This is a genomic window from Streptomyces sp. NPDC086787, from assembly GCF_044745865.1.
In the GTDB taxonomy this organism is placed as follows: Bacteria; Actinomycetota; Actinomycetes; order Streptomycetales; family Streptomycetaceae; genus Streptomyces.
The window spans coordinates 183,894-197,171 of record NZ_JBIVBC010000010.1 but is presented as its reverse complement, the minus strand read 5'-3'; the positions used below and the strand labels follow the sequence as shown (position 1 = coordinate 197,171).

The 13,278-nt window shown below is 73.1% G+C and carries 11 protein-coding genes; 7 read left to right on the top strand and 4 right to left on the bottom strand.

Annotated elements, in window-relative coordinates:
- The first annotated feature begins 14 nt into the window (after positions 1-14).
- The 5 genes from ACIPK3_RS23625 to ACIPK3_RS23605 all read left to right on the top strand — a co-directional run bounded on the left by ACIPK3_RS23625 (position 15) and on the right by ACIPK3_RS23605 (position 8,209).
- Positions 15-1,034: an N-acetylglucosamine kinase gene (locus ACIPK3_RS23625; protein ID WP_402572581.1), complete on the top strand. Its 1,020-nt coding sequence runs from the start codon at positions 15-17 to the stop codon at positions 1,032-1,034.
- A 2-nt stretch (positions 1,035-1,036) separates the two neighbouring features.
- A complete protein-coding gene (locus ACIPK3_RS23620) occupies positions 1,037-2,596 on the top strand; it encodes a sodium:solute symporter (protein WP_402572580.1) in 1,560 nt (519 codons plus the stop codon).
- Positions 2,597-2,600: 4 nt separating this feature from the next.
- Positions 2,601-3,788 carry an anhydro-N-acetylmuramic acid kinase gene (locus tag ACIPK3_RS23615; protein ID WP_402572579.1) on the top strand — a complete coding sequence of 396 codons (1,188 nt, stop codon included), beginning with the start codon at positions 2,601-2,603 and terminating at the stop codon, positions 3,786-3,788.
- Between the two features lie 23 nt (positions 3,789-3,811).
- A complete protein-coding gene (locus tag ACIPK3_RS23610; protein ID WP_402572577.1) occupies positions 3,812-6,667 on the top strand; it encodes an FAD-binding and (Fe-S)-binding domain-containing protein in 2,856 nt (951 codons plus the stop codon).
- 144 nt (positions 6,668-6,811) lie between these two features.
- On the top strand, positions 6,812-8,209 hold the full coding sequence (locus ACIPK3_RS23605; RefSeq protein ID WP_402572575.1) for a glutamate decarboxylase: 1,398 nt from the start codon (positions 6,812-6,814) through the stop codon (positions 8,207-8,209).
- A gap of 19 nt (positions 8,210-8,228) precedes the next feature.
- On the opposite strand, the gene ACIPK3_RS23600 is transcribed toward ACIPK3_RS23605, so the two are convergent.
- From ACIPK3_RS23600 to ACIPK3_RS23585, 4 genes are all read right to left on the bottom strand, one after another.
- On the bottom strand, positions 8,229-9,329 hold the full coding sequence (locus ACIPK3_RS23600; protein ID WP_402572573.1) for a PP2C family protein-serine/threonine phosphatase: 1,101 nt from the start codon (positions 9,327-9,329) through the stop codon (positions 8,229-8,231).
- A gap of 128 nt (positions 9,330-9,457) precedes the next feature.
- Complete coding sequence (locus ACIPK3_RS23595) at positions 9,458-9,700, bottom strand: hypothetical protein (RefSeq protein WP_402572571.1); 243 nt, start codon at positions 9,698-9,700, stop codon at positions 9,458-9,460.
- Positions 9,701-9,756: 56 nt separating this feature from the next.
- Positions 9,757-10,485 carry an N-acetyltransferase gene (locus ACIPK3_RS23590; protein WP_402572569.1) on the bottom strand — a complete coding sequence of 243 codons (729 nt, stop codon included), beginning with the start codon at positions 10,483-10,485 and terminating at the stop codon, positions 9,757-9,759.
- A 487-nt stretch (positions 10,486-10,972) separates the two neighbouring features.
- The gene (locus tag ACIPK3_RS23585; protein ID WP_402572567.1) at positions 10,973-11,518 is read right to left on the bottom strand and encodes a hypothetical protein; all 546 of its coding nucleotides are present in this window, start codon (positions 11,516-11,518) and stop codon (positions 10,973-10,975) included.
- 230 nt (positions 11,519-11,748) lie between these two features.
- Here ACIPK3_RS23585 and ACIPK3_RS23580 point away from each other — a divergent pair, with 230 nt between their 5' ends.
- Complete coding sequence (locus ACIPK3_RS23580) at positions 11,749-12,888, top strand: anion permease (protein WP_402572566.1); 1,140 nt, start codon at positions 11,749-11,751, stop codon at positions 12,886-12,888.
- 28 nt (positions 12,889-12,916) lie between these two features.
- The gene (locus ACIPK3_RS23575; protein WP_402572564.1) at positions 12,917-13,150 is read left to right on the top strand and encodes a hypothetical protein; all 234 of its coding nucleotides are present in this window, start codon (positions 12,917-12,919) and stop codon (positions 13,148-13,150) included.
- Positions 13,151-13,278 lie beyond the last annotated feature (128 nt).

The following is a 13,278-nucleotide window of genomic DNA, read 5'->3' as shown; positions in this document are numbered from 1 at the left end:
CGAAGGCGTGCCGTATGACAGCAGCAGTGGCGGTGGACCTCGGCAAGACCGGCTGCCGTGCCGTGCTGTGGCGGACCGGTTCCGGCGACGGCGACGGCCACGACGGCGTGTACGAGGTGCCGGGAGCCCCCGGACTCGGTGACCGCGACGGGGTGGCCGCGGCCCGCGCCGCCGTGTGCGCCGCCGTACTGCCGCTGCTGGCCGGGCGCCCGGAGCTCCGGCCGACGACGGTCTGTGTCGGAGCCGCGGGCGCCTCCTCCGCCCCCGAGGCGGCCCGGGAGCTCGCCGTGCTCCTGCTGGAGGATCTGCCCACGGACGAGGTGGCCGTCACTAGTGACGCCGTCACCGCCCACGCGGGTGCCCTTGGGGGCGGCAGCGGCGTGGTGCTCGCGATCGGCACCGGGTCCGTCGCCGTCGGCATCGGGGACGACGGGTCGTATGCCCGTGTCGGCGGCTGGGGCCCCTGGCTCGGCGACGAGGGCGGCGGTGCCTGGATCGGCGCCGCCGGTCTGCGGGCCGCCCTGCGCGCCCACGACGGGCGCGGACCCGCCACCGCGCTGCTGGCCGCGGTGATCGCGCGCTTCGGCGACCCCGACCGGCTGCCCGCGGCCCTCGGCGGGGACGGCAATCCCGCCCGCACCGCCGCGTCCTTCGCCCCTGACGTGGCCCGCGCCGCGGCCGCGGGCGACCCGGCGGCCCGCGGGATCGTCGACGAAGCCGCCGCAATGCTCGCCGAGGCGGTGCTCGCCGCCGCCCGCCGGCTGGGCGGCGACGCCCCGCTCCCCGTCGCGGTCACCGGCGGGCTCACCGGCCTCGGCGAACCGCTCCTCGGTCCGCTCGGGTCGGCGCTCACCGACTCACCGCGCCTCCAGCCGCCCCGGCCGCCGCTCGGTGACCCGCTGGACGGCGCGCGTCTGCTGGCCCTGAACACGTCGGCGCCGCACGAGCCCCACGTCACCCGCGTGCGCCGGACGGCCTGCCGACCCGCTGTGCCCACCCCGCCGGTGGCCCCGCCGGCCCTGGCCCAGGAGTGAGCGTGCGTCAACTCGACCTCGTGGTGGTCGTCGTCTACCTGGTGGCGATCGCCGTGATCGGACTGCGCCTGGCCGGCCGTCAGAAGACTGCGAGGGACTACTTCGTCGGCGAGAGCCACATGCCGTGGTGGACCGTCTCGTTCTCCGTGGTGGCCACCGAGACCAGCGTGCTCACCGTCATCAGCGTGCCCGGCGGCGCCTACAGCGGGCAGGGGTTCGGCAACGTGGAGCTGGCCCTCGGCTATGTGATCGGCCGGGTCGTCGTGGCCACCGTGCTGATCCCGCTGTACAAGCGGGGTGGCTTCGTCAGCGCCTACCAGTACCTGGGCGGCCGGTTCGGGCCGCGGCTCCAGGGACTCGCCTCCGTGACGTTCGTGTTCACCCGACTGCTGGCCGAGGGCGTACGGCTGTTCGCCTCGGCGATCCCGATCAAGTTGCTGCTGGACGAGTTCGGGGTCCAGACCGGCTACCGCGCCATCATCGTCGTGCTCACAGTGATCACCGTCGTCTACACCTACCTGGGCGGCATCAGGGCGGTCATCTGGACGGACGCCATCCAGATGGGCCTCTATCTGGGCGGCGCGCTGCTCGCCATCGGCGTGCTCTGGGGTCACGTCGGCGGCGACGGCTTCACGAAGGCGCTGCACTCCGGCCACTTCAGGCTCTTCGACACCGACTTCGGCCTGGCGCACATCCTCACCAGCCCGTTCGCCCTGCCGACCGCGATCATCGGCGGTGCCATCTTCGCCATGGCCAGCCACGGCTCCGACCAGCTGATCGTGCAGCGCGTCCTCGCCACCCGTTCACTGCGCGACGGCCAGAAGGCGATGATCGCCTCCGGTGTCTTCGTCACTGTCCAGTTCGCGGCCTTCTCCCTGGTCGGCGCGCTCCTGTGGTCGTACAACGAGGGCCGTAGCTTCACCGACCTGGATCTGGCCAGCTCCGACAACCTCTATCCGGACTTCATCCTGCACGGCCTGCCGGTGGTGATCTCCGGTCTGCTCGTGGCAGGCATCCTCGGCGCCGCGATGGGCTCGCTGTCCTCGGCGCTGAACTCCATGTCGAACTCGACCGTCGCCGACATCATCCACAGCTTCTTCCGCACCGCGCCCTCGGAGGAGTCGTTGCTGCGGCTCGCCCGGGTGATGACGCTGGTGTGGGCAGTGCTGATGGCGGTCTTCGCCTGCGCCTTCAGCGCGAGCACCGGCAACGTGTACCTCACCGGGCTGACCATCGCGGGTTACACCTACGGCGCGTTGCTCGGCGCGTTCTTGCTGGGCCGTGTCCTGCGGCGCGCGGGCGAGACCGACGCCGTCTTGGCCTTCCTGGTGACGGTCGCGGTGATGACGTACCTGGTGCGCGGCGTGCGGATCGACGTGACCGTGGCCGGGGCGACCGTGCCGACCGCGATCGCCGCGCAGTGGCTGGTGCCGATCGGTGTCGTGGTCACGCTCGTGGTCGGCGGTCTGCTCAGCCTGTTGCGCCGGGCCCCCGGGGGAGCCGCCGGGAATGCCGCGGGCGCGGGCCCCGGCCGTGTCACGGCCACCGCGGGCCGGGAGTGACGCCATGCGCGTGATCGGCCTGATGTCGGGCACCTCGTACGACGCCATCGAGGCCGCCGCGGCGGACCTCGCCCTGGACGGCGACACACTGCTGCTGCGCCCCCTCGGACACCTCAGCGTCGCCTACCCGGACGAGCTGCGGGACATGATCGCCGCCGCACTGCCGCCGGCCGCCACGACCACCCGGGACGTCTGCGCCCTGGACACCGGCATCGGCCAGGCCTTCGCCGACGCCGCCGTACGTGTCCTGCGCGGACTGTGCGACGGCGGCGCCGACCTCGTCGTGTCGCACGGTCAGACCCTGTACCACTGGGTGGAGAACGGCACGGTCCGCGGCACCCTCCAGCTCGGGCAGCCCGCCTGGATCGCCGAGGCCACCGGGCTGCCGGTCGTCTCCGACCTGCGGGGCAGGGACGTCACCGCGGGTGGTCAGGGGGCACCGCTGGTCGGCATGACCGACGCGCTGCTGCTGCGCGGCCTCGACGGCACACCCGCCGCGCTGAATCTCGGCGGCATCGCCAACGTCACCGTCCTGGCGCCCGGTGCCGAGCCGCTGGCCTTCGACACCGGGCCCGCGGGCGCCCTGATCGACGCGGCCGTACGGCACTACACCGCGGGTGCCGCCGCCTACGACGAGGACGGCCGCCGGGCCGCCGCCGGACGCACCAGCCCCGAGCTGCTCCGCGTCCTGCTGGACGACCCCTACTACCGCAGGGCCGCCCCGAAGACCACCGGCAAGGAGCATTTCCATCTTCCCTACCTGCAGCGCGCGTTGGCGCGGGTGCCGACGCCCGCCGCCGACGACGTGCTGGCCACGCTGACCCGGCTCACCGCCGTCACCGTGGCCGACGCCTGCCGGGCCCACGGGGTCACCGAGCTGGTCGTCTCCGGCGGCGGCACCCGCAACCCGGTGCTGATGCGCCTGCTCGCCGGGGAACTGCCGGGCGTGCCCCTGCGGCCCAGCGACGAGCTGGGTCTGCCCTCGGGCGCCAAGGAGGCGCTGGCCTTCGCCGTGCTGGGCTTCCTCACGGTGCACGGTCTGCCCGGCACCGTGCCCTCGGGAACCGGGGCGCGGCGGGCCACGCTGCTCGGCAGCATCACCCCGGGTCGTGCCCCGCTGCGCCTGCCCGAGCCGGTGGCACGGCCGCCGCGCCGACTGCGCGTCACCGGCACCGCCGCCCGCGCCCACTGACACCCGTCCAGCAGCGAGGACCCATGAGACCCACACCCGCCCCGGACCCGTCGGCACGGCTGGCGCAGCTGCTGGCCTCCTGCGTCGACGACCCGGCCCGGGTCGGCACCGACGTGCCCCGCCGGGTGGCCGCCGCCCACGACGCGTCGCCGTATCTGTTCACCCCACGGGCCGTGGTGCGCGCCGCGTCCATGGCCGAAGTGGGCGCCCTGATGGCCGGGGCCCGCGCGGCCGGGCTGCCGCTGACCCTGCGCTCGGGCGGTACGAGCCTCGCCGGGCAGGCGGGCGGCGAGGGCATCCTGGTGGACGTGCGCAGCCACTGGCGCGCCGCCGAGGTCCTCGACGACGGACAGCGCATCCGGCTGCAACCCGGACTGACGGTTCGCCAGGCCAACGCACGGCTGGCCCGGTTCGGCCGCAGGCTCGGACCGGACCCGGCGAGCGAGTCGGCCTGCACGATCGGCGGTGTGGTCGCCAACAACTCCAGCGGGATGAACTGCGGCACCCGGGAGAACGCCTACCGCACCATGGAGTCGCTCCGGTTCGTGCTGCCGTCCGGGACCGTCGTGGACACCGGGGCTCCCGACGCGGACGACGCGCTGCGCGCCCGCGAGCCGGAACTGCACTCGGGACTCTCCCGGTTGCGCGACCGCGTCCGCGGCTCGGCCGCCTGCCGCGCCACCGTCGAGCGGCTGTTCGCGATGAAGAACACCCTGGGGTACGGGCTCAACTCGTTCCTGGACCACACCCGTCCGGCGGAAGTCCTCGCCCATCTGATGATCGGCAGCGAGGGCACCCTCGGTTTCGTCGGCGAGGCCGTCTTCCGCACCGTACCCCTGCTGCCGCACGCCGCCACCGGCCTGCTGGTGCTGCCGGGCCTGGCCGAGGCCACCGAGGCGCTCCCTGCGCTGCTGTCGGCCGGTGCCCGCACCGCCGAACTCCTCGACGCGGCGTCGCTGCGCGTGGCGCGGCAGTCCCCCGACGTGGACGAGTTGCGCGGACTGCGGGTGGAGGGGCACGCGGCGCTGCTGGTGGAGTTCGCCGAGGACAGCGCCGAGGGACTGGAGGAGCGGGTGGCCGCGGCAGGGCCGGTCCTGCACCGGCTGCCCGCCGTCACCGGGACCGCGCTCACCCGGGACCCCCGGGCCGGAGCCAGGCTGTGGCAGCTGCGCAAGGGTCTGTACACGGCGGTCGCGGGGGCGCGCCGGGCGGGCACCACCGCGCTCCTGGAGGACATCGCGGTGCCCCTGGACCGGCTGACCGGTACCTGTGAGGGCCTTGTCCAGCTGTTCGAGCGGCACGGCTACCAGGACGCGGTCGTCTTCGGCCACGCCCGCGACGGCAACCTGCACTTCATGCTGACCCAGGACTTCCGCTCCGCCCGGGAGACCGAGCGCTACGCCCGGTTCACCGACGCCATGGTGGACCTGGTCCTGGACGCGGGCGGCACGCTGAAGGCCGAGCACGGCACGGGTCGCGCCATGGCGCCGTTCGTGCGCCGCCAGTACGGCGACGAGCTGTACGAGGTCATGCGCGAGGTGAAGCGGCTGTGCGACCCGCACGGCGTGCTCAACCCGGGTGTGCTTCTGGCGGACGACCCGGTCACGCATCTGCGCGGTCTGAAGAGCGTCCCCGAGGTCGATCCCGCCGTCGACGCGTGTGTGGAGTGCGGCTACTGCGAGCCCGTCTGCCCCACCTCCGACGTCACCACGACGCCCCGTCAGCGCATCGCCCTCCGGCGCGAGATCGCCCTCGCGACCGCGGCGGGAGACGAAGAGCTCCGGCGCACCCTGGAGGCGGACTACGCCTACGCCGCCGTCGACAGCTGCGCGGCCGACAGCCTCTGCGTCACCGCCTGCCCGGTCGCCATCGACACCGGAGCGGTGATGAAACGGCTGCGCGCCGTGCGGCACGGTGCCGGCGCCGAGCGGACCGGCGACCTGCTGGCCCGGCGGTGGGGGCTCGCGGTGAAGGGCGTGCGTACGGCGCTGAACGCGGCGCGGGTGGTGCCGGACCCCCTGCTCCGGGCCGCTACCGGCACCTTGCGCCGTCTGGGCGCTGAGGATGTCGTACCGGCCTGGGGCGCCGGCGTTCCGCGCGGCGGCCCGGCACGGCCCGCGCCCCGGCGGCCCGAAGGGGCGCGGGCGGTGTTCTTCGCCGCCTGCGTCGGCAGCGTCTTCGCCCCCGAGGGCGCCGCGCGGGGCGAGTCCGGTTCGGCGGCCGCGTTTCTGCGGCTGTGCGCGCGGGCGGGCGTGCCGGTGGCCGTTCCCGAAGGGCTCGCGGGTCTGTGCTGCGGCACGCCCTGGCAGTCGAAGGGATTCACGTCCGGGCATCGCACCATGGCCGCCCGCACGCTGGACGCGCTCTGGGCGGCGAGCGGGCGGGGCAGGCTCCCGGTGGTCTGCGACGCCTCGTCCTGTACGTACGGACTCGCCCAACTGGCCGACGCCATGCCGGAGTCGGAGCGCGCACGGTTCGCGTCGCTGCGCTTCACCGACAGCGTCGTGTTCACCGCCGAGCAGTTGCTGCCCGCCCTCCCCGAGCCCCGCCGGCTGGGCAGGCTCGCCCTCCATCCCACCTGCTCGACCGTGCATCTGGGGAGCGGCGCCGCCCTGCGCGCGGTGGCCGCGGCGGTGAGCGACGAGGTCGACGTGCCCGACGCGTGGGGCTGTTGCGCGTTCGCCGGTGACCGCGGGCTGCTGCACCCGGAGCTCACGGCGAGCGCGACCGCGGCCCAGGCGGCCGAGATCGGGGCGGGCTCATACGACGCGTACGCCTCCTGCAACCGCACCTGCGAGATGGGCATGACCCGCGCCACCGGCCGCCCGTACCGGCATGTGCTGGAACTCCTCGACGAGGCGACCGCGATCCGGGGCTGACCGTATGCGCAAGGGAATATCCAGTTCATCAGTTCGCAAATCAGTCGCTGGATCGGTGTAATCGGCACATATGTCGGCGCGCGGAGCGATCTAGCGTCGGAGGTGTACGGGGGACACACGGATCAGAAAGGCATCGAGGCAGTCATGCCCATCCCGAAGACCGACGCCATGCCCGAGGCGGAGTTCGCCGCCCTCGCCACTGCCCCCGTCCCGGGTCTGCCGCCCGCCGACGACCTCCTGCTGCCGGTGGAGGAGCTTCCCGAGTCCGAGTCGTCGCCGGACCTGATCTGCCGCCGGGTGCGGGACGAGCTGATGCTCGACGGCAACGCGCGCCTCAACCTCGCCACCTTCGTGACGACCTGGATGGAGCCGCAGGCACGGCAGCTGATGGCGGAGACCGCGGAGAAGAACCTCGCTGACCGCGCCGAGTATCCGCAGATCACCGCCATGGAGGCGCGCTGTGTGGGGATGCTCGCCCGGCTGTGGCACGCGCCGCGCCCGGAGCAGGTGCGCGGCTGCTCCACCACCGGTTCGAGCGAGGCCGCCATGCTCGGCGGTCTCGCGCTCAAGCGCCGCTGGCAGGACCGCAGGCGTGCCCAGGGCAAGGACGTCTCGCGCCCGAACCTGGTCATGGGCGCGAACGTCCAGGTGTGCTGGAAGAAGTTCGCCAACTACTTCGAGGTGGAGCCGCGCTACGTCCCGATGGAGTCGGGCCGCTACCACCTCACGGCCGACACGCTCACCGCCCACTGCGACGACAACACCATCGGTGTGGTCACCGTCCTCGGGTCCACCTTCGACGGCTCGTACGAACCCGTCGCGGACATCTGCATGGCCCTGGACGGATACCAGGCCGCCACCGGGACCGACATCCCGGTGCACGTGGACGGCGCGTCCGGCGCCCTGGTCGCCCCGTTCCTCGACCCGGGGCTGATGTGGGACTTCCAGCTCGAACGCGTCGCCTCCATCAACACCTCGGGGCACAAGTACGGGCACGTCTTCCCCGGACTCGGCTGGGCGCTGTGGCGCGACGACGCCGCCCTCCCCGAGGACCTGGTGTTCGAGGTGGACTACCTCGGCGGGCGCTCCCCCAGCTTCACCCTCAACTTCTCCCGTCCGGGGGCGCATGTCGTCGCGCAGTACTACAGCTTCCTCCGGTACGGCTTCGAGGGGCTGCGCAGGCTGGCGGACCAGAGCCGTACGACGGCACGGGCGCTCGCCGCCCGGATCCGGGGCATCGCGCCCTACGAACTGGTCACGGACGGCTCGGAGCTGCCCGCCTTCGCCTTCCGGCTGGCGCCCGGTACGCAGGGGCTGACGGTCTTCGACGTCTCCCAGGCCATGCGTGCCCGGGGCTGGCATCTGCCCGCCTACACCTTTCCCGCGCCCTGCAATGACGTCTCCGTGCTGCGGCTCGTGGTGCGCACCGGGTTCACGGCCCAGCTCGCCGGCATGTTCATCAACGACCTGGCCGAGGTGACCCGGCAACTGCGTACCAGTCGGCTGGTGCCGTCGCCGCCCGAACCGCCGGCCGCGACCTGACGCCGGCCGGGTCCGCGGCTCACCGCAGGCGTGCAGTGAGCGCGGCGATGTCGTCCTGCGGGCGATTGCGGCTGTAGGCGAGCAGGTCGTCGTGGAGGTGATCCAGCAGTGTCTGCGGGGGAACGGCCCGCCAGGAGCGCAGGCGTTCGGCGAGCGGGTAGAAGCGCCCGGCGCCGTCGCGCGTCTCGGTGATGCCGTCCGTGTAGAACAGGAGCAGGTCGCCGGCTTCGAAGGGGTGTTCGGCGACCTGACACGGCCGCTCGGCGAACATCCCGAGGTTCAACGGCAAGGACGGCTCACCCTGGTCGAGTTCGCGTACCTCTCCGGGCCGGATCTGGAAGGGGGGCGGGTGGCCGCAGTTGACGATGCGGACGAACCCGCCCTCGGCGGGGATCTCGGCGAAGACGGCCGTCACGAATCCCTCACCGTTCTCGATTCCGCCGAGTTGTGCGCCCCTGCGGTTGACGCTCTTCTCCAGCCGGTCCGCGAGGGTGGGCAGGTCGGGCTCGTCCAGGGCCGCCTCCCGGAACGCCTCGAGGAACCCTGCGGCGCTCTCGACCGCGACCAGGCCCTTGCCCCGGACGTCTCCGACGACCAGCCGGACGCCGTACGGGGTGGGGACGGCCTCGTACAGGTCGCCCCCGATCCGGGCCTCGGCGGCGGCGGAGAGGTAGAGGCTGTCGAGGAGCAGGTTGCCGATGCGGTGCGGAACCTGCCTGAGCAGGACGCGCTGGGCGATCTCGGCGACGTAGCGCACGTCGGCGAGCGCGCGGTCACGGCGGATGCGATGGGCGGCCAGGATGGCGCCGAGGGTGCCCACCAGCGCGGTGCAGATGTACGCGGCCACATAGTGGCGCACCCAGAGGAATTCGACGGTGCGGTTCGCGCAGCACCGGGTGCCGGCCAGCGACATCTCCAGCAGGATCGCGGCCACCGTCGCGACCGCTACGCCGACGGGCCCGTAGGCGAAGGCAGTGACCAGAGGCAGTGCCATCAGCACGAAACTCAGCGGCCACTCCACCGGAGTGACGGGTTCCAACAGCAGCACCGCCGTGACGTACAGGTACGGCAGCCAGTACATCCACACCGCGGCACGCGCCGGGTGGGCATGGCCTGCCACGACCCTGCCCCGCGCCCTGTCCGTACGCCTCACCCGTCGTTCGCTCCCACGCACGCATCCGACCCAACCAGACAGCGCGCACCGGGCCCGGCGACACGCCCGACACCCCGGTCGCCGCGGTCGGCGGGTTACTCCACGGCCGGATCCTCCTGCGCGTGGCGTGCGGCCCGCTGCACCGCCTGCTCCAGTTCGGGCAGCTGCTCGCCGGTCTCCCGCGCGCGCTCGGTGATCGCGGCCCGGAGCGCCTCGGACGCGGCCCGCCAGGCGTGCCACTGCGCCTCGTACTTCTCGCCGGTGAGACCGGCGAGGTGGGCGCGTGCCTCTTCGGCGCATCGCTCCAGCATGATCAGATCGTCGGGAATGTCCGTCACGAGCGGATCATAGGACGGGGGTGCGACGGTTCCCGTCCGACCCGCGCGAACCCCGCCTACAGGGCGTGCCGGACCCACACGTTGGGCTCGACGTAGACGGCGTGGTCGTGCTCGGTGTCGCACCGCACGGGCACCAGGGCACCCGGCACCTCCACGTCGCCGGTCCGGTCGAAGGGCAGCCCGGTCCAGGACCGCCACTGCTCGAGCGAGCCACTGAAGGTCATCGAGGCCGGGGCGACCTTCTCGATCGTGCCACCCGCCTTGACGTGCACCCGCAGCCAGGGGTCGGCGGGCAGGCCGTCCTCCCGGGTCCGGCGGACGTACTCGGTCATGGGCACGCGCGGGTGCCGGTGCTTGGCATTGGGGCGGACGGGGGCGAGCAGCGAACGATGGCCATGGGCGGCGACCGTGCGGCGCATGGCGTCCAGCATGCGGTAGGACAGGCCCCGGCCCAGGTAGTCCTGGTCGATGGTGATTTCCAGCGCGCTCGCGACCGTGGTGGGGCGGTCGGCGGCCCGGTCCCGGAACGCCCAGCCGAGCACGCGGTCCCAGCCCTGGTCGGGAGTCTCCTCGCGGCCGTCCAGTTCCGCGTCGTAGGGCACGCTCAGTCCCCGGGCGACGACCCGGTCCCCGTCGGTCGCCACGACGCAGTACTCGGGGAACTCGTGCACCACACGGCCCAGGAGCGCGCTGCCCACCAGGTCGTGCTCCGTGAAGGGCGGCCAGGTGTCGGCTATCTCGTACGCCCTGGCGGCGAGGGCGGGCCGTGCCGCGAGCGGGCCCACGCCACGTTGTCGATCATGTCCACGTCGGGTACGGTCCCACACCCTCCCGGGCGGGCCAAGCGGTTTCCGGCGGTCACGGCGGGTCGACCGGACCACAGCGCTCCGCAGCCGGTTCGGCTCACCGCTTGAGGCCGTCAACGATCAGATACACAGTGAGAACCATGAACCAGCACCGACGCCCACACCGGCGGGCCCCGTGGATAGCGGGCGGCGCGGCCGTGCTCGTCGCGGGTGGCATCGGCGTCTGGGCGCTGGTGGAGCAGGACGGCGGCACGCACCACCCGAATCCGTCCAGCTCGGGATATGTGTCGCTCCCTACGGGTCAGCCGCTGCCGACCGGCACCCCCGAACCGACGAAGTCGAGCCCGGCGGCGCCGACCCCGCCGTCGGCCTCCGCCGCGCCTTCGTCCCCGCCCGGCACCCTGATACCCGGCACTCTGGTGCCCAGGCCGCAGGGGACGGCCCGGCCCCAGGTGCCGCCAGGCCTTCAGCCGGAGTCGAACCGGACGGCCGGTGTACCGCCGGGTGCCGTCACGCCGGGAGTCGTGCCGCCCGGTGTGGTCAACCCGCCGGGCGTGGCCTCCGGACGGCCCCAGACCGTGCTGCCCGAACCACCGGCATCGACCTCACGGACCCCGGCGTCGTCGACCGGGCCGACGACGCCCGAACAGCCCACCCGGCCGACCGCGCCCGCACAGCCGACTCCGCCGGCCACCCCTGCACATCCAGCCACGCCCACCCGCCCGGCGCCGGCGAAACCTCCGCCCCCGGTTCCTCCGTCCTCCACCGCTCCGGCCACCCCGGCGCCGGTGGCCCCGCCGGCCGTGACGGCCAGGCCGAAGCCCACCCCCACGCCCGCGCCGACATCGGGGACCGGGGGCAACCCTCCGCCGACGACGTACTGGGTGACGTCCCAGGCGGCGGTGGCCGCCGCGCAGCGCATGGCCGCGGCCGGGGTGGTGGGTGACCCCGCCTGCTCGATGGCGTCCGTGGGCCAGCCGGACCCGAGTCTGGTTCCGCGGGGCGGCAGCATCGGGATCGGCCACTCCGGCAGCTACTGGTGCCTGATCTGGTAGCGGACGCCCGCGCCGCGACGTGCCACAACGCCGCTGCGCACCGCGGTCTGTTCGGCCTACGCCCACGGTTCTCACTCGTACGAGCAACGGTCGCGGCGCCGGGAGGCCGCGCATAGCGTGGGTGCCAAGACGCGTCCGGGCCGGTCCCACGCCGGGCGTGTTCCGGCCTGCCCCGAAAGGCGTCCCCGTGGGTACCGTCTCGTTCCTGCTCGTCGTCGTGGTACTGACAGCACTCGCCTTCGACTTCACCAACGGGTTTCACGACACGGCCAACTCGATGGCCACGTCGATCGCCACCGGGGCCCTGAGACCGCGCGTCGCCGTCGCCGTCGCGGGGGCCCTGAACCTGGCGGGCGCCTTTCTGTCTACAGAGGTGGCCAAGACCATCTCCGGCGGCATCGTGAACGACGCCAAGGTGTCCCTGGTGATGATCTTCGCGGGACTCGTGGGCGCGCTGCTGTGGAACCTGCTGACCTGGCTGGCCGGGCTCCCGTCGAGTTCGTCGCACGCGCTGTTCGGGGGGCTGATCGGGGCGGTCTGGGTCGGTGCAGGTGCCTCGGCGGTGCAGTTCGCGGCGATCGTCGAGAAGATCGTGATCCCCGCCGTGCTCTCCCCGGTCGTCGCGGGCGTCGTGTCCGTGCTGGCCACCTACTTCGCGTATGTCATCACCCGGCGCGCCGACCCCGACCAGGCGCGGCGCGGGTTCCGCGGCGGGCAGATCGGTTCGGCGTCGCTGGTCGCGCTGGCCCACGGCACCAACGACGCGCAGAAGACCATGGGCGTCATCACCCTGGCCCTCATCTCCGCCGGAGCCCTCCCCCACGACGCCGGTCCCCCCTGGTGGGTGGTGCTCTCCGCCGGTCTGGCGATCGCGCTCGGCACCTACACCGGCGGCTGGCGGATCATCCGCACGATGGGCAAAGGGCTCACCGACATCGAGGCACCCCAGGGGTTCGCGGCCGAGAGCAGCGCGACGGCCGTGATCCTCGCCTCGTCCCACATGGGCTTCCCCCTGTCGACCACTCAGGTGTGCACCGGCAGCATCCTGGGCGCGGGCCTGGGCCGCAGACTGGCCGAGGTCCGCTGGGGTGTGGCCGGACGCATCGCACTGTCCTGGCTGCTCACGTTGCCCGCGGCGGCAGCGGTCGGCGGCGCGGCGGCCTGGATCGCCGGTCACGGCGACCTGGGTGTGGTTCTGGTGGCCGTCGCCGCGGTGGCCGCCGCGTTCGGCTTCTGGGCCCTGTCACGCCGTCAGCCGGTGAACCCGGACAACGTCAACGAACTGCCCGCCGAACTGCCCGAGCACGCGCGGCAGACCGCGGTCTGAGGCCCGAGAGCCGGAAGGGGCGAGGCCGATGCAGATCCACTGGGGCGACTTGGGCGCCGTGTTCGGTGTGAGCCTCGGCATCACGCTGGCCACAGTGGTGCTGTTCTCGTTGGGTATCGCCGCCTGGCCCGGCAACGAGGGCGGTGGCGGGGTACGGGCCCGCCCGGCCGACCGGCCGGCGGCCACCGTGACGGCGGTGCTGTGCTTCGGCGTGTGCCTCGCCATCGCCGCGTTCGGCATCGCCCTGATCATCGCGGGTTGACGGGGTGCCATCCGCGCGCGGGACGCGACGGACCGGTTGATACATTTTTCTTGATCATCTGTGCGGCGCCTGTGCGCCCCGCGGTTCATTGGCGTCTCGATTTTGACATCTCGATAAGGAAGCGAACA

Bases quoted from the DNA above. Each gene is read 5' to 3' on its own strand.
- ACIPK3_RS23625 (WP_402572581.1), top strand. From the start codon at position 15: ATGACAGCAGCAGTGGCGGTGGACCTCGGCAAGACCGGCTGCCGTGCC.
- ACIPK3_RS23615 (WP_402572579.1), top strand. From the start codon at position 2,601: ATGCGCGTGATCGGCCTGATGTCGGGCACCTCGTACGACGCCATCGAG.
- ACIPK3_RS23610 (WP_402572577.1), top strand. From the start codon at position 3,812: ATGAGACCCACACCCGCCCCGGACCCGTCGGCACGGCTGGCGCAGCTG.
- ACIPK3_RS23605 (WP_402572575.1), top strand. From the start codon at position 6,812: ATGCCCATCCCGAAGACCGACGCCATGCCCGAGGCGGAGTTCGCCGCC.
- ACIPK3_RS23585 (WP_402572567.1), bottom strand. From the start codon at position 11,518: ATGCTGCCGCCCCGCGGAACCAGACTCGGGTCCGGCTGGCCCACGGAC.
- ACIPK3_RS23575 (WP_402572564.1), top strand. From the start codon at position 12,917: ATGCAGATCCACTGGGGCGACTTGGGCGCCGTGTTCGGTGTGAGCCTC.